The organism is Flavisphingomonas formosensis (assembly GCF_009755815.1).
Lineage (GTDB): Bacteria > Pseudomonadota > Alphaproteobacteria > Sphingomonadales > Sphingomonadaceae > Flavisphingomonas > Flavisphingomonas formosensis.
This window is the reverse complement of sequence record NZ_WRPK01000012.1, coordinates 140281-159590: the sequence shown is the minus strand read 5'-3', so window position 1 is coordinate 159590 and position 19310 is coordinate 140281. Positions and strand designations below refer to the sequence as shown.

Here is a 19310-nt window from a genome sequence, read left to right as displayed (position 1 = left end):
GCCGCCGGTGGTAGAGGTTCGGCGATGCGGTTTTTCGGTTTCCGATTCATGACAATGTTGCTGTTGACGCTCGGCCTGGCCCTTGGCTTGGCGCCGCAGGCGCAGGCGGCGACGCATATCCGCCCGTCGCTGATCGCGGAAAGTGCTGTTCCGGCGCCCGGCGGTACGGTCACGCTCGCGCTGCTGATGCAACCGGACAAAGGATGGCATGGCTATTGGAAGAATCCGGGCGATGCCGGTGCCGAGACGCGTATCGAATGGAGCCTGCCCAAGGGCGCCCGCGCCAGCGAACTGCGCTATCCCGTGCCGCGCACGCTGATCGTGTCGGGCCTCATGAACTATGTCTATGAGGCGGACTACGCGCACCTGGCGACGCTGACCCTGCCGAAGGGCATAGCGCCGGGAACGAAATTGCCGATCCGCGCCAAGGTCGACTGGTTGGCCTGCACGGATCAGATCTGCGTTCCGGAAAAGGCCGAGCTTTCGATCGATCTGGTCGCCGGCAACGGTGCGATCGATCCGGGCCAGCGTGCGCGCTTCGATCGCTGGCGCGCCGCGATGCCGCGTCCGCTGGGATCCGCCGCCAGCTTCGCCACTGCCGGCGATCGTTTCCGTCTCGCCGTGCCCCTGCCTGCGGCGCTGAAGATCCAGGAAGCCTATTTCTTTCCGCTCGACGAGGACGTCATCGACTATGCCGCTCCGCAAAAGGCGACGCGCAACGGTAATACACTGATCGTCGAGACCAAGGCTCGCGTCGGTGGCGCGGCGCTCGCACGGGTTCAGGGCGTGGTCCGCATCGGCGAGGGCAGGGGATTGGTGATCGACGCCCGGCGTGGTCCGGTTCCCGCGGCCGGCATGCCGGTCGCGGCCGTCCCCGAAGGTAGTGAAGGCGGTCCGGGAGCTGGCGGTGGAGCGCGCACCTTGCTGCTCGCGCTGGGCGGGGCGCTGCTCGGCGGCTTGCTGCTCAACGTCATGCCCTGCGTCTTCCCGATCCTCAGCTTGAAGGCGCTGAGCCTCGCTCGCGCAGGCGGAAACGGCCGTGAGGCGCGGCGCGAGGCGCTGGCCTATTCGGCCGGTGTCGTGCTGGTGTGTCTGGCGCTCGGTGGCACGCTGCTCGCGCTGCGAGCGGGGGGCGTCGCGGTCGGCTGGGCCTTCCAGCTGCAGGACAGCCGCGTGATTCTCTTCCTGCTGCTCCTCGTGCTCGCCATCGCGCTCAACCTGGCCGGCCTGTTCGAGTTGCCGGCGATCACCGGCGGTTCGAAGCTCGCCCAGTCGGGCGGCACGGGGGGCGCATTCTGGACGGGCGCGCTTGCCGCGTTCGTGGCGACGCCCTGCACCGGCCCGTTCATGGCGGCTGCGCTCGGCGCCGCGCTCATCCTGCCGTGGTTTGCCGCCCTTGCGGTGTTCGCCGGCCTGGGTATCGGACTGGCGCTGCCTTTCCTGCTGCTCGGCTATGTACCGGCCTTGCGGCGCCTGCTGCCTCGCCCCGGCGCCTGGATGGACACGCTGCGTCATATCCTGTCCGTGCCGATGTTTCTGACCGCGCTCGGCCTTGCCTGGATCGCCGGCCGCCAGGCGGGCGTCGACGCGATGACGATCGGGCTCGCTGCGGCGCTGCTCGTGGGGCTGGCATTATGGCTCGTCGGTGCGCGGCAGCTTCGCGGCGCCGGTCACGCCTGGTGGCCGCTCGCTCCGGCTGTCGCTGCCGCCGCGCTGCTGCTCGCGGTGGCGCCGCGCCATGGTGCGGCAGAGGCGGCGCCTGCGGTCGCGGCGGCGGGGGAGCCGACCCGCGCGCCGTTCAGCGAGGAGCGGCTGGCAGCGCTTCGTGCCGAGGGCAAGCCGGTCTTCGTCTATTTCACGGCAGATTGGTGCCTGACCTGCAAGGTCAACGAAAAGGCTGCGATCGAGCGCGCCGACGTGGCGGACGCATTCCACAAGCGCGGTGTGGCGGTGCTGGTCGGGGACTGGACGGACGGGGATGCAGCTATCGGCCGTTTCCTGGAAGCGCACGGCCGCTCGGGCGTGCCGCTCTATCTTTTCTATAAACGCGGCGGCGGGGCACAGGTGCTGCCTCAGATATTGACGCCCAGCCTGCTGGTCGGCCTCGCGGCAGCCTGACCTCTCGCGTCGACAGCGCCACTCCGTTCAATGCTGGGAGAAAAGAACCAGGGGTCGCGCGCTCCGGCTCGAGGGGGACAGTAGCCGGAGCGCGCGGGCAGTGGCCAACTCAGGGAGCCTCCGCCAACCTTGGAGACCGGCCGTCAGTGGGTGGGGGGACGAACAGCCGATCTGACCCGGATATGGGAAGCGATTTTCGTTTGTGAAGGGTTGCAGATGAAAACTTTTTCACCGGCTGCATTTTTCGAGCAGGGGATTAGGAGGGACGGCGCCTTCTGGGGCACCGTGCGGAAAAGTGGGGACCGGTTTTCCGCGCAAACGATGCAACCACAAAGGCAGCTATACGATTCACATGGCGCGTAGCTTGCGCTAGACCGCCCGGATTTCCAGCACCGACCACGGATGGCCGATCAGCTCGATCGCACTGGCCACACCGGCTCGCGCCATCACTTGTGCGGCGTCGGGCGCATTGATGTGGATCTTGGAGCGGCCGCCATTGGCATAGGTCAGCTCGACCACCACCGATGCTTCGCCGTCGTGGGTGGGCGTGATCTGGACGGCGGTGATAGTTGCCGCGCTCACGCCGCCGGGGGCGGCGCGACGAACATCACGTCCGATGGCGTGAAGGCGCCGCCGCCGGGCCGGAAGACGAGGAAGATGTTCCAGCTCTTGAGCAGGTTCACCGCCTCCTCCAGCGGCATGTCGGGTAGCTGGCGGGAAGCGACGCTCTCCCACGTATCTTCAGGATCGGGCAGGATGAAGGCACGGCGGGCAGGGATGGCGACGGTCGTGGTCATGACGGTGTCTCCCGTTCAGGCTGCCTGTGGCACGATCGCGCCCGCACGGGCATCGGTGTAGCCATCGTCGCGGTCGTAGACGCGCCGGCCATTGACGAACACCTGGCTCACGCCTTTGGCGCGACGGATGTAGCGAAAGCCGGGGGCGGGCAGATCGTCCACCGCGATCTCCGGTCCGCGGTCGATGCTGTCTGGATCGAACAATACCATGTCCGCCGCATAGCCGGGCTTGATCAGGCCGCGATCGGTGATTCCCCACAGGTCGGCGATGTCGTGGGTCAGCTTCTGCACCGCCTTCTCAACCGACATGGCATGCTGGCCGCGCACATATTCGCTGAAGAGGAAGCCTGTGTCGCCATAGGTGGAGAAGTTGGTGACATGCGCGCCGCCGTCGCCCGCGCCGATGCCGATCAGCGGCTCGGCCAGGAAGCCGGCGATCTTCGCCATGTTGCTGTGGCCCAGCGCGTCCAGACCGAAGGAGGTTTCAAGATCGTCGGCGAGCGCGATGTCGATGATCGCCTCGGCGATGTGGCAGCCGCGCTCCCTGGCGATGTCGCCGATGAAGCGGCCGGCGAGCGCCTGGCTGGCCGGCCCGGGGCGCTTGATGAAGGCCTTGGCGAAATCGAGGTCGAGGCTCATCGGCATCATGAAGCTGTCCATCTCGGACTTCAGCTTCTCGCGCTCGGCGGGATCGCGCAGCCGGGCGAGCTTCTCGTCCTTGGGGAGCAGGGTCATCGCCCACCAGCTCGGCAGGGTCGCGAAGGTCGACATTGGCGCGCCGAGATCGAAGGAAAGGTCGATCGGACGCGTCTGCATCTGCGGCACGACGCGGGCGCCGTGTGCGGTCTGCAGCCGGATGCGATCGAGCGCGATGCCGACCAGCTCGGGCGCGGCATTGCTGTCGAACAGCGGCGAGAAGGTGGTGGATATGCCGTGCGCGCGCGACAGGTCGGCCATCAGGTCGATGCGCGCGCAGAGCAGGTCCGGATCCCAGAATTCGGGCACCATCTGCAGGATCGCCTTGCGCTCGCCGAGCACGGCGCACAGCGCATCCAGTTCCTCCCAGGCGGCGCGGCGCGCGGGCACCGGGCGGTTCTCATGATCGATGTCCACCCAGGATCCGCTCATGCCGATCGCGCCGGCGTCGAGGCATTCGCGCAGGGCATCCTGCATCGCGGCCACCTCGGTGTCCGTCGCCGACCGTTCGCGCGCGTCCTCGCCCATCACCCACAGCCGGATCAGGCTGTGGCCGACCAGCGGCGCGACATTGATGCCGAGCCCGCCGCGGATCGTTTCGACATATTCGCCGAAGGTCTGCCAACTCCAGTCGATGCCGGCGTTGAACGCATTCTCCGGCATCTCTTCGATCTTGCGGAAGGTGGCGCCGAGCAGGTCGCGATGTTCGGGCCGGAGCGGCGCGAGGCTGAGCGAGCAGTTTCCCGGAACGATCGTGGTCACGCCATGCTCCAGCGCGGGCTGGGCGAGGCCGTCCCACACGAGCTGCGCGTCATAATGGGTGTGTGGATCGATGAAGCCTGGCGCCAGCACCAGGCCGTTCGCGTCGATCGTCTCGGCGGCGTCCGCCTCAATCTCACCGACCGCCGCGATCCGGCTGCCGCGGATCGCCACGTCGCCACGGAAGCTCGGCCCGCCCGAGCCGTCGCAGATCCGCGCGTTTCTGATCAGCAGATCATATGCCATGGCGAAGCTCCTGTCCTATGCGTCCGACACTCGTCGGAATCGTCTTTGCATTACGCAGCGCTGGTAAATCCGCGCTCCATGATGTCAATTCGCGTTGTGATACCGTGTAACAGCTTTCGCGTCGAGGCGGGATGAGCGATGTCGGTCGTCATTTCGAAGGCCCCCATCGCTTGTCGAAGAGGGCTTCGGCGAGGCTGTTTGTCAGCGAATCCAGGCGCGCTTGCCGCCGATCCAGGTTTCCAGCACCTGCGTTCCGCGGATGTCGGCGGGCGACGCGGCGAAGATGTCTCGGTCGATCAGGATGAAATCGGCCATGCGGCCGGGCTGAAGCGATCCGATCCGATCCTCGGCGAAGCCGGCATAGGCGGCGCCGGTGGTGAAGGCGGCGAGAGCCTGTGTGAGATCGAGCTTCTGCGCGGGCATCCAGCCGCCCTCGGGCTGGCCGTCGGCGCCCTGGCGGCTGATCGCGGCGGCAAGGCCGGCGAAGGGATCGGGGCTTTCGACGGGATAGTCGGACCCGAAGGCGAGACGCGCGCCGGCATCTAGCATCGACTTCCAGGCATAGGCGCCTGCCAGCCGGTTCGGGCCGAGGCGGGCTTCGGCCATGATCCGATCCGAGGTCTGGTGCACCGGCTGCATCGAGGCGACGATGCCGTTCTTGCCGAAGCGGGGGATGTCCGCTGGGTCCACGATCTGGGCATGCTCGATCCGCCAGCGCCGATCGCCCTTGTAGGTCTCGACCAGTTCGTCGATCGCATCCAGCACCTGCCGGTTGGCGGCATCGCCGATCGCGTGCACCGCCACCTGGAAATTGTCCATCGCCGCGCGGCTCATCAGGTTGCGCAGCTTGGCGTCGTCGAGGAACTGCAGCCCGCGCTCGCCGGGTGCATCGGCATAGGGCGCCAGCAGCCAGGCGCCGCGCGACCCCAGCGCGCCGTCTGCGAACAGCTTGACGCCCACCATGCGCAGCCGCCCGTCGTAGAGCCAGGGCGTTGGCCCCGTGCCGGCAACCGCGAGCAAAGGATCGATGCCGAGCGCATAGGAGATGATGCGCATCTTCAAGCGGCCGAGATCGGCGGCGCGGCGGAAGGTCAGCCAGTCCTCGGCGCTGCTGCCCATGTCGTCGGTGGCGGTGATGCCGACGCGCAGCAGCAGATCCTGCGCCTTGGCGAGCGCGGCATCCCGTTCGATCGGGAGGGCCGGCGGCACCGCGCGCCGCACGAGGCCCATCGCCGCGTCGATGAACAGGCCGGTCGGCTTGCCGGCTGCCTTTTCGATGCGGCCTCCGGTAGGCGCCGCGGTGGCGGCGGCGATCCCGGCTGCCGCCATCGCCGCGGAGTTGGCAAGCCCCGCATGGCCGTCTACCCGTTCCAGCCAGACCGGCTTGTCCGGGACGACGGCGTCGATGTCCACCGCCGTCGGGAAGCGGCCGAGGCCCCAGCGTTCCTGGTTCCAGCCCGATCCGATGATCCAGCGCAGCGTCGGATTGCGCGCGGCATAATCGGCCAGCTTGGCCTTGGCTTCGGCGAGTGAATGCGTATCGGATAGATCGAGTTGCACCGCATTGAGGCCGAGCTGCATGACATGGCCATGCGCGTCGATCAGGCCCGGCAGGAGGGTACGGCCTTTGCCGTCCAGCTTGAAATCCAGCCATTCGGGCCGCTTGTCGCCCGTACCGAGCAGCTTGGCGACACGGCCCTGCTTTTCGATCAGCAGGCCGGTGAAGCGCTGCAGCCTGCCCGAGCCGTCGATCGTATAGCCGTTCACATTGTCGATCAGCCCCCCCTCGGATGGTGGCGGCGGACCGGGCTCGCGCGGTTTGCGTGCCTCTGCGGGCGAGAGAGCGAGAAGGAGCAGGAGCGCTCCGGCGGCAAGGAGGCGCAGTATCATCCTCAATCCCTCATCCCAGCGAAAGCTGGGATCGCACCCGATTGAGGGCCGCCCGCTGGTGCAGGGGGATCCCAGCTTTTGCTGGGATGACGAGACTGGACAACTCACTGCTTGATGCGCCGCACCAGTGAAGAGGTGTCCTGCCGTCCGCCGCCCATCGCCTGGACCTCGGCATAGAATTGGTCGACCATCGCGGTCATCGGGAGTGAGGCGCCATTGGTGCGCGCCTCGTCGAGGGTAAGGCCGAGATCCTTCCGCATCCAGTCGACGGCGAAGCCGAAATCGAAGCTGTCGGCCGCCATGCTGTTCCAGCGGTTGAGCATCTGCCAACTTGCCGCGGCACCGCCGGAGATCGCCTCGAACACCTTCTCCGTATCGAGATCCGATGCCTGGGCGAAGCGCAGCGCCTCGGAAAGGCCCTGCAGCACGCCGGCGATGCAGATCTGGTTGACCATCTTAGTGGTCTGGCCAGCACCTGCGCCGCCGATATGCACGATGCGCGAGGCATAGGCCTGCATCAGCGGTGCAGCGGCCGCCACCGCCTTCTCGGTGCCGCCGCACATGGCGGCAAGCGTGCCGTTCTCGGCGCCCGCCTGGCCGCCGGAAACTGGCGCGTCGACGACCAGCAGACCGCGATCCTTGCCCTCCGCGGCGAGCTGCCGGGCGATGCGTGCCGAGACGGTGGTGTGATCGACGAACAGCGCGCCCTTGCGCATCGCGCGAAAGCAGCCGTCTTGGCGCAGCGTCACCGCTTCCAGGTCCGGATCGGCACCGACGCAGGTGAATACCGCGTCCGCGTCCTCGGCCGCTGCTGCCGGCGTCGGGGCGGATCGTCCACCGTGCTCGCTCACCCAGGCTTCGGCGCGCGCCGGATTGCGATTATAGACGGTGACGTCGTGGCCTGCCTTCAGCAGGTGCCGCGCCATGGGGGCGCCCATCACGCCCAGCCCGATGAAGCCGATCTTTGCCATGGCGCCGGCCATAAGCGTTGTTTCCCTCCACCGCCAGATGGGTTAGAGGCCGGCGCCATCATGGCAACCGTAACGAAGAGCCCCGTCGGCGCCGCGCGCCTCCCCGTCACGATCGAAGATGTGGTGGAAGCGGGCATTCGCATTGGCGGTTCCGTTGTGCGCACGCCGACGCTGCTGAGCAAGACGCTGTCCGAGATGGTCGGCGCGAAGGTCTGGCTCAAGTTCGAAAATCTCCAGTTCACCGCCGCGTACAAGGAGCGCGGCGCGCTCAACAAACTCCTCCAGCTGGACGAGAAGGCGCGCGCTCGCGGCGTGATAGCGGCCTCGGCCGGCAATCATGCGCAGGGCCTCGCTTATCATGGCGCACGGCTCAGTATCCCGGTCACCATCGTCATGCCCAGGCTGACGCCGACGGTGAAGGTCTCGCAGACGGAGGGACACGGCGCGACCGTGATCCTGACCGGCGAGCGGTTCGACGACGCCTATGACGAGGCGGTGAAGATCGCCGAGCAGCGTGGGCTGACCTTCGTCCATCCGTTCGACGATGCGGAGATCATCGCCGGCCAGGGCACGGTCGCGCTCGAGATGCTGGCCGACGTCCCGGATATCGATACGCTCGTCATCCCGATCGGCGGCGGCGGGCTGATCTCGGGTTGCGCCACCGTGGCGCGCGCGCAGGGCCGTCCGATCGAAGTGGTCGGCGTCCAGGCCGAGCTCTATCCCTCCATGTATGCCCGCATGAAGGGCGTCGATCTGGTCTGCGACGGCGACACGCTGGCGGAGGGCATCGCGGTCAAGCAGCCCGGCGAGATCACCTCCGCTTTCGTCGCCGAACTGGTCGACGACATCGTGATGGTGACCGAGCGGGATCTGGAACAGGCGCTCGCGCTGCTGCTGCAGATCGAAAAGACCGTCGTCGAGGGTGCGGGGGCCGCTGGTCTCGCCGCGCTGCTCGCGCATAAGGAGCGGTTCTCCGGCAGGACGATCGGTATCGTGCTGACCGGCGGCAACATCGACACACGCCTGCTCGCGAACGTGCTGCTGCGCGATCTTGCCCGTCTGGGCCGCCTGGCGCGGCTGCGGCTGCGGCTGCAGGATCGGCCCGGCGCGCTGTTCAACGTCGCGCGCGTATTCGACGAGCAGCAGGTGAATATCATCGAGGTCTATCACCAGCGCGTGTTCACCACGCTGCCGGCCAAAGGGCTGATCACCGACATCGAATGCGAGACACGTGATCAGGCCCATCTGGAGCGGCTGGTCGCAGCGCTGGAAAAGGCCGGGTTCGAGGTCAGTCCGGTGGAGCTCGCTTGACTCTAGAACACGCGCCGATTCGACTCGGCGCAATTAACCATGATTGATAGTTAACGTGCTTTTCATGGCGGCGGCTTCCCTGCATAGTGTGTTTACAGGGTTTTAAAGGGGTCGGGTCGTCCGCCGTGAGCGTCCAGTTTCGCTTTCCTCGCTTCTTCGTGACGACCCCGTCACCATGCCCCTATCTGCCGGGCCGCACCGAACGCAAGGTCTTCACCGAGCTTGCCGGCCCTCACGCGGAGGAGCTGAACGACGCGCTCGGCCGCATCGGCTTCCGTCGCAGTCAGGGGGTGGCGTACCGCCCGAGCTGCATCGATTGCCATGCCTGCGTATCCGTACGCGTTGTCGCGCGGGAATTCCAGCCCAATGCAACGCAGCGCAAGCTGATGCGACGCCATTCCGATCTGTTGGTGTCGCCGTGCCGGCCGTGGACGACCGAGGAGCAGTTCTCGCTGCTGCGCCGCTATCTGGCATCCCGCCATCCGGGCGGCGGCATGGCCGAGATGGACGAGATCGACTTTGCCGACATGGTCGAGCAGACGCCGGTCAACACGCAGGTGGTCGAATATCGCGAACCCGGTAAGGACGGGCGGCTCGGCCGGCTGGTGGGTGCCTGTCTCACCGACGTGCAGGCCGATGGCCTGTCGATGATCTACAGCTTCTTCGAGACCGAGGATAAGGCCCGGCCCGGCCTCGGCACCTACATCATCCTCGACCATATCCAGCGCGCGGCGCGCACGGGCGTGCCCTATGTCTATCTGGGCTATTGGGTGAATGGATCCGATCGCATGAAGTACAAGGTCCGCTTCCAGCCGATCGAGCGGCTGGGGCCGGCGGGCTGGCAGCGTTTCGATCCCGACGCGGCCGCCGTTCCGCTCAAGGCCGAGCTTCTGTCTTGATCCAAATCCTCTTCGGAACCGGGAGGATATGCAGCCTTAAAGCGTCTTCTGGTAGATTCGGTAGGTCTTGTTGACCTTGCTGTCGATCGTCTCGGCGATCGAGCGCATGCCCTGATTGTCGTCGAGGATCCAGCCGATCTCTCCGCGCGAGGCGCCGTAATTGGCCACCGAGGCGCGGCGGATATATTCGATCATCATGAAGGCGAGCTGGCTCGCCAGCCGGGTCGCCTGCAGTCGCTTGACCACGCCCATCAGCGGCACACGCATGGTGCGCACGCGCGGATGGCGCAGGCGCCAGAGCAGCTTGATGAAGTTGAACGGGAACAGGCTGCCGCCCAAGTCCGCGGTCAGCTCGTTGAGGTCCGGCAGCGTCATCATGAAGGCGACGGGCTCGCCCTCCACCTCGGCGACGCGGATCAGATCGTTGAACACGATCGGCTTCAGCTTCTTGCCGGCATAGACAATCTCGGCGTCGGTCAGCGGCACGAAGCCCCAATTGTCCGACCAGGCATTGTTGAGGATGCCGAGGATGAGCGCCGCTTCCTCGTTGAAGCGGGATTTGTCCACCTCACGGATGCGAATCCGCGCGTTGCGCTCGCCGCTGGCGACGATGCGCTGGACGAGCGGCGGGAACTCCTTCGAAATGTCGAGATCATAGGTGTAGAGGTCCTTGATCCCGGCATAGCCGGCGGCTTCCACCCAGGACTGATAGGCGGGATTGTGATGGCCCATCATCACCGTCGGCGGATGATCATGGCCTTGCACCAGCAGGCCCGGCTCATCCCAGATCGAGATGCTGATCGGGCCTACCGACCTGGTCATGCCGCGGCTGCGCAGCCACGCCTCGGCCGCCTCGATCAGCGCGGCGGCAACTTCGCCGTCCTCGGCCTCGATCATGCCCCATTGCCCTGTGCCGGGGCCGCCGCCCTGCTCGGCCGGCATGGCGAGAACGAGTTGGTCGACCTGTGCCGAGATCCGCCCCACCGCCTTGCCGCCGCGCTCCGCCAGGAAGAATTCAGCGGCGGCATGACCGAACCACGGATTTTTCTTGGGATTGATCAGCCCGTGAACCTCGTCCTTAAGCGGCGGAACCCAGTTCGGATCCTTTGCATAGAGGCGGAAGGCGAGGTCGACGAACGCCTTGCGATCTTTGGCAGTGCGAACCGGGCGGACAGTGAGCGGACCGGACATCATTCGGCGTCCGTCACCGCGCGGCGCTGGCGGGGATGGCCGGTGGCGACACCGCCCGACAGCCGCGCAACCCAGGGATAGCGCTCGGCGACTTCCGGTGTGTAGCCGAGGTTGAACACGGTCGGGCTCTTCTTCGCCCGCTCGATCCGCTCGTAGAAGGTGCCGAACAGCCGGTCCCAGAAGAAGTTGGTGATGCCGTAATTGCCGTTCTCGTCGTGGAAATGATGCGCCATGTGGCGCTGCTTCATCGCCGCCAGCATCTTGTTCTTGGGCTTGTAGGAGAGGTGCTGGATGCAGTGGCAGAATTCGTAGAAGCAGGTGGTGAGCAGGCCGGTCGCCAGCGCGGCGCTCGCGCCGCCCGCGCCGCCCAGCGCCCAGCCGATCGGCATCGTCGCCAGTGCGATCGTCGGCAGTGTAGTGTGCAGCGCGCCGAACAGCACCTCCAGGTGATTCGGATCCTGGTGGTGATCGTAATGGATGCGCTTCCAGGTGGCCGCAAGCAGGGGCACCTTGAACATCCAGCGGCTGTGCAGCACCCAGCGGTGCAGCACGTACCAGACCAGCGGATAGACGAGGATCGAGATCGCGACGGTCGCCACCGTTGGCAACAGCGGCGCCGGATTGCGGACGGTATAGCCGATCGCCACGACGCTGAGCGCCAGATAGGCGATGATCGCCGGATACTGGAAATAGGCCACCACCAGCTCGCGCAGCGTCATGCGATCGAGATGGTGCGATCGGCTCCAGAAGCCGGTGCGCGGGGATTCGACAGTCTTCACCTTGGCAACCTCAAAATCACGAGACCCGTGGGCGCGCGTAGGACGCCCTGATATGGCGAGACGCCATGCCGTTGCAATGCGGCGCTTTTGCGACGAGGGTGGGGCCGGAGGCCGCAATGGACCCAGAGCGGCGCGCGAACCCGCGAAAATGCTGGGGATTGCTTCCTTGGCCGGCCGATCGTGGCAGCTTTGGCTCACAGGATGAATTTCGTGTAAAAAGCCGCTTCCCCGCCCGAAGCCTCTCGATATAGTCGAGCCGTGGAGATCATTCCGGTCGTGTTGCTCAGGGGGACAGGTAGATCATGGACAATAAGGGCTCGGTCGTTCCCAATCTTCAGAATATCGTCGCCGACGTGGTGGAAGGCGAGGCGGTGATCATCAACATCGCGACCGGTATTTACTACAGCATCGACGGAATAGGGGGCTGGATCTGGGATCAGATCAGTGCCGGTGCTTCGATCGCAGCGATCCGGTCCGCCTTGTGCGCAGCGCCCGGCGCCGACGAGACGGAGGTCGATGCCGCCCTCGACAGCTTCCTGGCGGAGCTGATGACCGAAGATCTGGTGCGTCCGTCCGCGGATGCCGCCGATATCTCCGTCGCACCGCCCAAGATCGCCTTCGCCGTGCCCGTGCTGAACGTCTATCGCGACATGACCGACCTCATGGCGCTGGATCCGCCGATGCCGATGCTGGACGCGCCGACGCGCTGACCGCGCTGGCGGGACGCAGCATGGCGGGCGGTCTCGACGCCTTTCTCCCGTCTTTCGGCCTGCCGTCGCGCGCCGAAAGCCGCATCTTGCGTGCCTGCCTGTCGGACGATCCCGCGGCTCGGCAGGCCGCTGTCGACAGTCTGCTCGCCGAACTGACCGCACCGGATGAGGGCCGGCGCTGGATGCTGCCGCTTCTCGCCGATCGGCTCGAGGCCGAGGGCCGGCTCAACGGGCCGGCAGGCATCAAGCTGCGCGCCGCCGCGCTTCACGAAGCCGGTCGCAGCGCGACTTTCGATGCGATCACGGCCGAGCTTGCCGGCGCGATGGATCGCGCGGGCTGTCCCATGCTCCTGTCGCGGGGACATGCTCTGGCCTTGACGGCCTACGCCCGTTCGGGCTTGCGGCATCGGCATGATCTCGATCTGCTGGTTCCGCCGGAGAGTCATGGCGCCGCGCGGTCGGCGCTCGAAGGGGCCGGATTGCGGCAGGCTCTGCCGCCCCGTTGCCCTGCCGCCGTGGCCTTCGAGCACGGTTCCGGCCTGCGCGTCCTGCTTCATGGGGCGCCCTTGCCCTGCACCGATTCGAACCTCGATCTGGATTATCTGCGTGCACAGGCTGTCTCGGTGAGCGTGGGCGGAGCTGACGTGCTGGTGCCTGATGCGACGGCGCTGCTCCTTCACTGCCTGCTGCTCGCCGCGTGCCACCCGCCGCGCGGCACGGCCTGGGCAGCCGACGCAGCGATTGCGATACGGGCGGGAGGGGTCGATTGGAACGCCGTCGCTTCGCTGCGCGGACCAGACGTGGTCGACATAGTCGGGCGGCTGGCATGGCTTTCGGAAGTGACCGGCGTTGCCGTTCCCGAAATGGTGCTGTCCCGGCTGCGAGAAAGCGTCTGCTCGCTTGATCGCGCCGGGCGAATGGCTGCGCTGGAGCGGGCGCGTCGCCGTGGCGGCATGCGGGCGATGATCCGGGCGAGCACGGATTTCGGGGTACGGGGCTCCCTATTGCGCTGGGGCCTCGGCCAGATGCTGTCCAGGCAAACCACGCCGCGCCGCGAGAAAGCGAAGATAGGCCGGCAATAATGCCAGCGGCCATCGACCGGCGCGCTGAGCGGCATCGCGCAACGCTCCGGCGTGGAACCGTAGCCGCCCCAATCGGGAATCGATCGCGTGCCACGCCTCGATGCGAACCGCTCCCATCGGCCGCCGCGCGAGCGCCGCGTCGGGAATCTCCGCCCCGAAGGCGTGCAGCACCTGCAGTCCCTCGCTGACCAGTCCCGCCAGGCCGAGCGTCTCGGCATGATCAATCAGCCGGCCCCAGTCGATCCGGCCAGAGCGGATCAACATCATGCCGTCCGCGATCCAGCGGCTGTTACGAGCCTGGTCGGCGATCGCATGTTCGATCTGATGGATCAGATGATGCTCGGCGCACAGAGTCGCGGTTGCGGCCCCGGCGATGGCCAGCGGTTGCGCATGCGCCCAGAACAGCCCCGGCGCCGCCGCCCATGCGGCCTGCTGGTGAAAGGCATGCACGTGGAGATCGATCAGATCACCCGCGGTATTTACCAGCGAGACGGCACGGCCGAAGCGAATGTCGAATCGCCGCGGGCGGGCGAACTGATCCGATCGCCATCCCCTCGCGAGGAACCAGGCCAGCGCCTCGCAAAACTGCGACGGCTGGACGAGCAGATCGAGATCGCCCATCGCCCGCAGCCCGGGATCGGCATAATAGAGCGGCTGGAGCGCCGGCCCCTTGAGGACGAGGCAGGCGATTCCGCTCCCGGCAAAGCGATCGAGTATCGCGGCGTGGCGGCGTTCGAGCAGGCGGGTCTTTGCCCAAACCAACCGGTATTGGCGACGGCACAGCACGGCCAGCGCATCGTGGTCATCATTCTCGCCGATACGCGGCGCGAGCAACTGCAGCAGCGTATAGGCGTTGCGCGGCGGCGCGCCGTCCACCGCCCTGGCCCAGTCCGCGAAGCGGATCGCGAACTCGCCGGCCGGCGCGAAGGCCGCCCGCAGCAGCAACGCATCGTCGGGCGCCGGCTCCAAACGGTTCCGTATCGCGCCGTGCAGGTCATTTATAGGCATGGACGACTGCCCAGCCCTGGCGCAGCGTGCGTTCGCGCGGAATGCCGTATTCGCGCTCGTGGAGCAGCGCCCGCGCCATGCGGCGTGCCTTGCTCGCTGTCCCGACGATCTCGACGCGATCGAAGCCGGCATCGTGCAGCATGACTTCCAGCGCCGGTAGGTTCGGCCCGCAATAGCTAGTCTCGTCCTGCCAGAGTTCGCCAGGCCTGTAGAGCGCGACGGCCGGCACGTCGACGTCGTTGAGATCAGTGTGCGTTTCCAGGATGAGCTGTCGGCGCGTGACGCTCGCCACCCGCTCGATCGCCAGCGCCGGGTTGCGCATATGATAAAGCACGTTGAGGAACAGCACGATGTCGAACCGGCCGATCCGCGCCGGATCGAGATCGAGCACCTCCATCTCGACCGGCTCGACGTGCGATCCGAGCGCCTGCCGGGCAAAATCGAAGCCTGCGCGGCTGCCCCAGCCATCGCCCGACCAGCAGAAGGAATCGATCGCGACGACGCGGTCCGCGCCGCGCCGTTCGGCCTCGAAGGAAAAGAAGCCGTCCCAGGCGCCGACGTCCAGCACATGCTGGCCGGTCAGATCCTCCGGCAGCCGGAGGCCGGCGACGCGGATCGCGGGATCGATCTTTCCGGGCGTCACCATTCCCGGCGCGATCTCGATCCGGTGAAACCAATCGATTTCCATCATGCGCTGACGCAGCGCAGAGGGATCAGGCAGCATCGGCTCTGCCTTGCAGCCGTGCGTAGAGGGCGATGAAGCTGTCGAGCTGCGCGCGCAAGCCGAAGCGGGCGGCATCGGCGCGCGCATTTTCGCCCAGTGCGCGGCTCCAGGCTGGATCGTCCAACAGCCGAAGTGCCGCATCCGCGATCGCCGCGGCATGGTGAGGCGGGACGATGATCCCGGTTCTTCCGTCGCGCACCACTTCCGGCAATCCCCCCACGGCGGTGGCGATCACCGGGCGGGCGGCAAGCGCTGCCTCGAGCGCGACGAGTCCGAAACCTTCGGCCCAGCGGGAAGGCACGATGATTATGCTCGCCCTGTCGATCCACTGCTGCAGCGCCGCTTCGTCCACCCAGCCCACGAAGCAGACGGCCTCGCCGAGGCCGAGCGATTGCGCCTGCTTTTCCAGATTGACGCGTTCCGGCCCGTCGCTGGCGATGACCAGCCGCACGTCGGGATACATCGCGCGAATCGCCGGCATCGCCGCGATTGCAAGATCGAAGCCCTTGTCCGGCACGTGGCGGCCGAAACAGAACAGGATGGGCGGCTCGGCTCGCGGCGCGATCGGTCGGGCACGGTGATCGCCATTGTAGATGACCGATGATTTCATGGCGACGAGCGGCGAGACGGCGATCGCCTCCGCCACCATCGCATGGGAGACGCCGCTCACCCAGTCCGCGGTATCGAGCAACTGGCCGAGCGCGTTGCGTGCGCCGCCGCTGCAGTCGCCGAGACCACCATGGATCGTCACCAGGACGGGGCAGGGGCGCGTTGCATGCGTGCGCAGGTGAAAGAAACAGCTCGGTCCGTTGAAATGAAGATGGATGACGTCGGGCACGAATTCCCGCTTCACCGCGGCGACGCCTTTCAAGGCCTGGAGTATGGCGTGCGGATCGGATGCTTCCAGCGCGGCGCGGAAAGGGAAGCGGTGAATGGCGACGCCTTGCACTTTCTCGTGCGGGGCCAGCCCCTCCGCGCCGTTGGTGACGACCAAAACATCGTGCCCCTCTGCGGCCATGGCTGTCGCGAGACGGCAGACGACCGTTTCCGTTCCGCCGCGAAAGGGAGGATAGCAATCGGACCAGTGAATTATGCGCATCTGTTCGCAACGCTAATACATTGCTCTACAAAGAGGGAGATGCTTTTCAGACGAGAGCCTGTTTGCCCGTGCGGGCCGCTTCAGTTTTTCGAAAGGCGGTCATGTGCGGATCATCGCTTCGATGAGATGTTCGAATGCGTCGACATGCGCGGGCCAGCCCGGCCTCTGTCCGGCCGCCTGTAGTGCCGCCGCGCCGAGTTCCGCCGCGCGCCGGGGGGAGCGGTGAAGCGCGAGCATCGAACGGGCCAATGCAGCCGGATCGCCGGGCGGGCAGAGTAGCCCGGTTCGTCCGTGAACCACGGTCGAGGGCAGGCCGCCCACGTCGGACGCGATGGCGCCCCGCGCCCGCCAGGCCGCCTCCGCCGCGATCAGGCCATAGCCTTCGATGAAGGAGGGAATGACGACGGCGAGGCTGCGATCGATCAGGTCCGCCACGCCGGCCGGCTGCACCGCGCCGATCCGGGCGATGGCATGACCGAGGCGATGGGCGCGAATGGCGGCATCCACCTGATCGCGCTCGACGCCGTCGCCGGCGATCAGCAACCGCGCGTCCGGTGCTTCGGCGATCACCCGGGCGAACGCGTCCACGAGGGTGAGCGCGCCCTTTTCGGGGCTGAGCCGGCCGCAGAAGAGAAACGGAGCGCCGTTCGGGATCGCTGCCGGCGGCAACGCCGTGGGTGGCACGGCATGGGGAATGACGGTCGCGGCCGTGGCGGGCCAGCGGCGGCGGAGCCATTCGTCGATCGAGGTGTGAAAAGTTGCGATTCGGCTTGCGGATCTGACGATCCCGTCCAGCGGTGATCCGGGAGCGGCATCCTCGTCCGGCCAGACGTTGTGGACGGTCAGCAGGAGAGGATGGCGCTGCAGGCGCTGTCGCAGCATCCGTGCGAGCAGGAGCGAGGCCACGCCGAAATTGCTGATCTGGACGATATCCGGCGCAAAGCGGTCAACCGCCGTCTGGGCGAGGGTCAGCGCGCGTTTGAATGCGGCCGGATCTCGCCGGTCGATCGCCTCGCGAAGCGGAAGCCAGAGCAGCGGAATGTCGTCGAGACGGTTTTCGCATACCGGCCCTTCCATATCTGCCACCACGATCGCCGCGATCTCATGTCCCCGCCGTTCGAGCGCGCGCAGATAGCGGCGTGCCCAGATTTCAGCGCCCCCGATCATCGGGGCATAGGCGTTGGTCCAGAACAGGATCTTCATGGTCGAATGCGCATCTTATTGCAGGCAAAGCCGCCATGACAGGCTGTTCCGCCCAAAAAGGAACGGATATGCTTCGCAGTGATGGCGATGCGTTCCGTTTTTTCCGAAGACGATTCCAACGGGACCGTGGCGCCGCTTCATGCGCTGCTGGACGGTCATCGCCGCGCCGCTGGCCACGGCAATCCAATCCGCAGCACATTCCGCTTCGGCGATGCCATCGTCCGTTTCGAGATTGTCGGCGCGGCCCTGGCGAAGGCGCTTACCGGCGCGTTCGCGCATCTGACCACGACGGCGGATGCGCGGCCGGATCTGCGGATCCTGCTGTGGGACAGCAGCGAGACCGGCGTCGCGCGCCCTTTGCCCGATCTGCGGCTGCTCCTGCGCGAACAGGCGCCGTTCGGTGACGGCGTGGTGGTTAGGCAGGGTGGTGTGGTGGGCTTCCAGTCGCCGCGCATCTTCGCGATCCTCGATATCGAAGCGGGGCTGCTCGCCGGCTGCGTCACCGATGCGAACGCCTTGTCCTTCTTCGAAATCGGCAAGCCGTTACAGCCGCTGCTGTTTCAGTGGCATGCGGCGCGGAACACTATCCCTCTCCACGCCGCGCTCGTCTCCGCGGCCGGGCGCGGTCTGGTGCTGGGCGGCAAGGGCGGTTCGGGCAAGAGCACGTCGGCGCTCGCCTGCGCGCGGAGCGGCCTCGATTTTCTCGGCGACGATTATATCGGCCTGCGCGTGCAGGGTGCGCATGTCGATGGCCACAGCTTCTATGGTTCTGCATGGCTGGAGGCCGAACATAGCCGATCCGTCGGCTGGATCACGGGCCATCCCCTGCCTGGCGCCGAAAGCGGGGAACGCAAGCTCGGCTTTTCGCTCACGAATGCGCTGCCCGGCGCGCTCGTCGCACAGACCCGGATCGTCGCGGTCGCTCTCCCTCGGGTGGGCGATGCGCCCGTCGCGGCCGCGCGCCGGATCACGCCCGGTGAAGCGCTGCGCCGGCTCGCGCCGTCCAGCATCCTGCAGATTCCGTTTCTCGAAACCGCACAGGCTATGGCTGCGATCGGTGCGCTCGTGCGATCCTGTCCGTGCTACGAATTGGCCGTCGGCCGTGATCTGCCCAGCATCGGGCGCTGCGTCCGTGGCTTGCTGGAGGGAACTGCCGCGTGACTCAAGCCGCCTCGCTGGTCTGCATCATCCCGGTCCACAATGATGCGGAGCATGTCGGCTTCGCGATCGAGAGCCTGCTGGGCCAGACGCTACCGCCGTCGCGGATCGTGGTCGTCGATGATGCATCGACCGACGCGATCGAGCAGAGCCTCGCTCCCTATCGGCATGCGATCGACTATCTGCGCCAGCCGCGGCGGGGGCCGAATGCGGCGCGAAACCTCGCGGCGATGGAGGCGGACGAGGAGTTCCTGGCTTTTCTCGACAGTGACGATCGCTTCGATCCGGCGCGCTTTTCCACTGCCGTCGCGGCCATGCGGGCTGATCCGACGATCGGCGGTACCGCCTGCCTCGCCCAGAATGTCGACGCGGCCGGCGCGCCGATCGGCGAACCCGTCCCCGCCTATACCTGCGGAACGCTCGTCGTGCGGCGCTCCGCATTCGAACAGGTCGGGCCTTTCGCGGCCGACCTGCAGCATGGTGGTGCGCTGGACTGGCATGTGCGCGCCCGCAATGCCGGCGTGCGGATCGCGCTGGATCCGATGGTGCTCATGTACCGGCTGCTGCGGCCGGAGAGCATGAGCGCGGTGGATCCCGCCCAAAATCACCGCGAACATCTGCAGGTGCTGCGCGCCACAATACGGCAGCGCCGGGCGGGTGCCGCCTGAG

Annotated in this window: 18 protein-coding genes; 7 read left to right on the top strand and 11 right to left on the bottom strand. The window is 66.7% G+C overall.

What is annotated here, in order from left to right:
- Positions 1 to 24 precede the first annotated feature (24 nt).
- Complete coding sequence (locus GQY20_RS26960) at positions 25 to 2118, top strand: protein-disulfide reductase DsbD family protein (protein ID WP_157220267.1); 2094 nt, start codon at positions 25 to 27, stop codon at positions 2116 to 2118.
- A 369-nt stretch (positions 2119 to 2487) separates the two neighbouring features.
- On the opposite strand, the gene GQY20_RS26955 is transcribed toward GQY20_RS26960, so the two are convergent.
- The 5 genes from GQY20_RS26955 to GQY20_RS26935 all read right to left on the bottom strand — a co-directional run bounded on the left by GQY20_RS26955 (position 2488) and on the right by GQY20_RS26935 (position 7477).
- Positions 2488 to 2700 (bottom strand): hypothetical protein, encoded by a 213-nt coding sequence (locus GQY20_RS26955; protein ID WP_157220266.1) that lies wholly within the window; start codon positions 2698 to 2700, stop codon positions 2488 to 2490.
- A complete protein-coding gene (locus GQY20_RS26950; RefSeq protein ID WP_157220265.1) occupies positions 2697 to 2915 on the bottom strand; it encodes a hypothetical protein in 219 nt (72 codons plus the stop codon). The genes GQY20_RS26955 and GQY20_RS26950 overlap by 4 nt, the downstream gene beginning before the upstream one ends.
- A 15-nt stretch (positions 2916 to 2930) precedes the next feature.
- Positions 2931 to 4616, bottom strand: a complete 1686-nt coding sequence (locus GQY20_RS26945; protein ID WP_157220264.1) for an N-acyl-D-amino-acid deacylase family protein — start codon at positions 4614 to 4616, stop codon at positions 2931 to 2933.
- 201 nt (positions 4617 to 4817) lie between these two features.
- Positions 4818 to 6506 carry an amidohydrolase gene (locus GQY20_RS26940; RefSeq protein ID WP_157220263.1) on the bottom strand — a complete coding sequence of 563 codons (1689 nt, stop codon included), beginning with the start codon at positions 6504 to 6506 and terminating at the stop codon, positions 4818 to 4820.
- Positions 6507 to 6610: 104 nt separating this feature from the next.
- Positions 6611 to 7477, bottom strand: coding sequence for an NAD(P)-dependent oxidoreductase (locus tag GQY20_RS26935; protein WP_157220262.1), 867 nt, complete (start codon positions 7475 to 7477; stop codon positions 6611 to 6613).
- A gap of 60 nt (positions 7478 to 7537) precedes the next feature.
- On the opposite strand from GQY20_RS26935, the gene GQY20_RS26930 reads away from it, so the two are divergent.
- Together GQY20_RS26930 and GQY20_RS26925 are read left to right on the top strand one after the other, a co-directional pair.
- Positions 7538 to 8788, top strand: a complete 1251-nt coding sequence (locus GQY20_RS26930) for a threonine ammonia-lyase (RefSeq protein ID WP_157220261.1) — start codon at positions 7538 to 7540, stop codon at positions 8786 to 8788.
- A 125-nt stretch (positions 8789 to 8913) separates the two neighbouring features.
- Positions 8914 to 9687, top strand: a complete 774-nt coding sequence (locus GQY20_RS26925; RefSeq protein ID WP_157220260.1) for an arginyltransferase — start codon at positions 8914 to 8916, stop codon at positions 9685 to 9687.
- Positions 9688 to 9723: 36 nt separating this feature from the next.
- Here the strand turns inward: GQY20_RS26925 and GQY20_RS26920 are convergent, their stop codons facing one another.
- Positions 9724 to 10878 (bottom strand): N-acetyltransferase, encoded by a 1155-nt coding sequence (locus GQY20_RS26920; protein WP_408641140.1) that lies wholly within the window; start codon positions 10876 to 10878, stop codon positions 9724 to 9726.
- Positions 10878 to 11597: a sterol desaturase family protein gene (locus GQY20_RS26915; RefSeq protein WP_157220325.1), complete on the bottom strand. Its 720-nt coding sequence runs from the start codon at positions 11595 to 11597 to the stop codon at positions 10878 to 10880. The genes GQY20_RS26920 and GQY20_RS26915 overlap by 1 nt, the downstream gene beginning before the upstream one ends.
- 362 nt (positions 11598 to 11959) lie before the next feature.
- On the opposite strand from GQY20_RS26915, the gene GQY20_RS26910 reads away from it, so the two are divergent.
- Together GQY20_RS26910 and GQY20_RS26905 are read left to right on the top strand one after the other, a co-directional pair.
- Positions 11960 to 12367: a PqqD family protein gene (locus GQY20_RS26910; RefSeq protein WP_157220258.1), complete on the top strand. Its 408-nt coding sequence runs from the start codon at positions 11960 to 11962 to the stop codon at positions 12365 to 12367.
- Positions 12368 to 12387: 20 nt separating this feature from the next.
- Positions 12388 to 13449 carry a nucleotidyltransferase family protein gene (locus GQY20_RS26905; protein ID WP_157220257.1) on the top strand — a complete coding sequence of 354 codons (1062 nt, stop codon included), beginning with the start codon at positions 12388 to 12390 and terminating at the stop codon, positions 13447 to 13449.
- Here GQY20_RS26905 and GQY20_RS26900 read toward each other — a convergent pair.
- The 4 genes from GQY20_RS26900 to GQY20_RS26885 all read right to left on the bottom strand — a co-directional run bounded on the left by GQY20_RS26900 (position 13369) and on the right by GQY20_RS26885 (position 17483).
- Entirely contained in the window at positions 13369 to 14457 is a 1089-nt protein-coding gene (locus tag GQY20_RS26900; protein WP_157220256.1) for a nucleotidyltransferase family protein, read from the bottom strand. The genes GQY20_RS26905 and GQY20_RS26900 overlap by 81 nt on opposite strands.
- Entirely contained in the window at positions 14444 to 15181 is a 738-nt protein-coding gene (locus tag GQY20_RS26895; RefSeq protein ID WP_157220255.1) for a class I SAM-dependent methyltransferase, read from the bottom strand. The genes GQY20_RS26900 and GQY20_RS26895 overlap by 14 nt, the downstream gene beginning before the upstream one ends.
- Positions 15171 to 16280: a glycosyltransferase family 4 protein gene (locus GQY20_RS26890; protein WP_157220254.1), complete on the bottom strand. Its 1110-nt coding sequence runs from the start codon at positions 16278 to 16280 to the stop codon at positions 15171 to 15173. Before GQY20_RS26890 ends, GQY20_RS26895 begins: the two co-directional genes overlap by 11 nt.
- 99 nt (positions 16281 to 16379) lie before the next feature.
- Complete coding sequence (locus GQY20_RS26885) at positions 16380 to 17483, bottom strand: glycosyltransferase family 4 protein (RefSeq protein WP_157220253.1); 1104 nt, start codon at positions 17481 to 17483, stop codon at positions 16380 to 16382.
- A gap of 81 nt (positions 17484 to 17564) precedes the next feature.
- On the opposite strand from GQY20_RS26885, the gene GQY20_RS26880 reads away from it, so the two are divergent.
- Both GQY20_RS26880 and GQY20_RS26875 read left to right on the top strand, forming a co-directional pair.
- The gene (locus tag GQY20_RS26880) at positions 17565 to 18644 is read left to right on the top strand and encodes a hypothetical protein (RefSeq protein WP_157220252.1); all 1080 of its coding nucleotides are present in this window, start codon (positions 17565 to 17567) and stop codon (positions 18642 to 18644) included.
- On the top strand, positions 18641 to 19309 hold the full coding sequence (locus tag GQY20_RS26875) for a glycosyltransferase family 2 protein (protein ID WP_157220251.1): 669 nt from the start codon (positions 18641 to 18643) through the stop codon (positions 19307 to 19309). The genes GQY20_RS26880 and GQY20_RS26875 overlap by 4 nt, the downstream gene beginning before the upstream one ends.
- Position 19310 lies beyond the last annotated feature (1 nt).

Coding starts and splice junctions, on each gene's coding strand:
- GQY20_RS26905 (WP_157220257.1), top strand. CDS start 12,388: ATGGCGGGCGGTCTCGACGCCTTTCTCCCGTCTTTCGGCCTGCCGTCG.
- GQY20_RS26880 (WP_157220252.1), top strand. CDS start 17,565: ATGGCGATGCGTTCCGTTTTTTCCGAAGACGATTCCAACGGGACCGTG.
- GQY20_RS26890 (WP_157220254.1), bottom strand. CDS start 16,280: ATGCGCATAATTCACTGGTCCGATTGCTATCCTCCCTTTCGCGGCGGA.
- GQY20_RS26950 (WP_157220265.1), bottom strand. CDS start 2,915: ATGACCACGACCGTCGCCATCCCTGCCCGCCGTGCCTTCATCCTGCCC.
- GQY20_RS26920 (WP_408641140.1), bottom strand. CDS start 10,878: ATGTCCGGTCCGCTCACTGTCCGCCCGGTTCGCACTGCCAAAGATCGC.
- GQY20_RS26935 (WP_157220262.1), bottom strand. CDS start 7,477: ATGGCAAAGATCGGCTTCATCGGGCTGGGCGTGATGGGCGCCCCCATG.
- GQY20_RS26910 (WP_157220258.1), top strand. CDS start 11,960: ATGGACAATAAGGGCTCGGTCGTTCCCAATCTTCAGAATATCGTCGCC.
- GQY20_RS26940 (WP_157220263.1), bottom strand. CDS start 6,506: ATGATACTGCGCCTCCTTGCCGCCGGAGCGCTCCTGCTCCTTCTCGCT.
- GQY20_RS26960 (WP_157220267.1), top strand. CDS start 25: ATGCGGTTTTTCGGTTTCCGATTCATGACAATGTTGCTGTTGACGCTC.
- GQY20_RS26895 (WP_157220255.1), bottom strand. CDS start 15,181: ATGCTGCCTGATCCCTCTGCGCTGCGTCAGCGCATGATGGAAATCGAT.
- GQY20_RS26900 (WP_157220256.1), bottom strand. CDS start 14,457: ATGCCTATAAATGACCTGCACGGCGCGATACGGAACCGTTTGGAGCCG.
- GQY20_RS26945 (WP_157220264.1), bottom strand. CDS start 4,616: ATGGCATATGATCTGCTGATCAGAAACGCGCGGATCTGCGACGGCTCG.
- GQY20_RS26915 (WP_157220325.1), bottom strand. CDS start 11,597: ATGACGCTGCGCGAGCTGGTGGTGGCCTATTTCCAGTATCCGGCGATC.
- GQY20_RS26930 (WP_157220261.1), top strand. CDS start 7,538: ATGGCAACCGTAACGAAGAGCCCCGTCGGCGCCGCGCGCCTCCCCGTC.
- GQY20_RS26885 (WP_157220253.1), bottom strand. CDS start 17,483: ATGAAGATCCTGTTCTGGACCAACGCCTATGCCCCGATGATCGGGGGC.